At 42.0% G+C, this 464-nt stretch carries 1 protein-coding gene; it reads right to left on the bottom strand.

Going from position 1 to position 464, the window contains the following annotated elements; all coding sequences use genetic code 11:
* Positions 1-464, bottom strand: a 464-nt coding sequence (locus F7Q96_RS26515; protein WP_249041736.1) for a 3-hydroxyacyl-CoA dehydrogenase NAD-binding domain-containing protein, incomplete at both ends; no start/stop codon positions are given.

The following is a 464-nucleotide window of genomic DNA, read 5'->3' as shown; positions in this document are numbered from 1 at the left end:
CTTTGCGTCACCGAAAAGTTAACATCTTGCCCAATGAGGTCGGTGAGTTCACACGGCCCCATCGCAAAACCGCCACATTGCTTTAAGGCATAATCTAGCTGGTCATAGCTGGTGACTTGTTCTTGCAGTGCTCTAAAGCCTTCTGCATAAAACGGACGTGCAATTCGGTTAACAATAAAACCCGGAGTCGACTTGGTGAGTACCGGAATTTTTTTCCAGTCCAACATTAAGTTTTTTAAAGCCAAACATAAGCTATTTGGTGTTTTTAAGCCTTGTACAATTTCAACCAGTTTCATGACTGGCGCAGGGTTAAAAAAGTGTAAACCCACTACGCGCTCAGGGTGAGCAATGCCCGCCGAAATTGCAGTCACTGAAATTGAAGATGTGTTACTTGCAAAAATAGTTTGCGCACTACAAATTTCAGCGAGCTGTTTAAATAAAGATTGTTTAACTTCTTTTTTCTC

It is taken from the genome of Cupriavidus gilardii, from assembly GCF_008801915.1.
Lineage (GTDB): Bacteria > Pseudomonadota > Gammaproteobacteria > Burkholderiales > Burkholderiaceae > Cupriavidus > Cupriavidus gilardii.
Note: the sequence above shows the minus strand (reverse complement) of the source record. Positions and strands in the feature narration are given on the sequence as shown.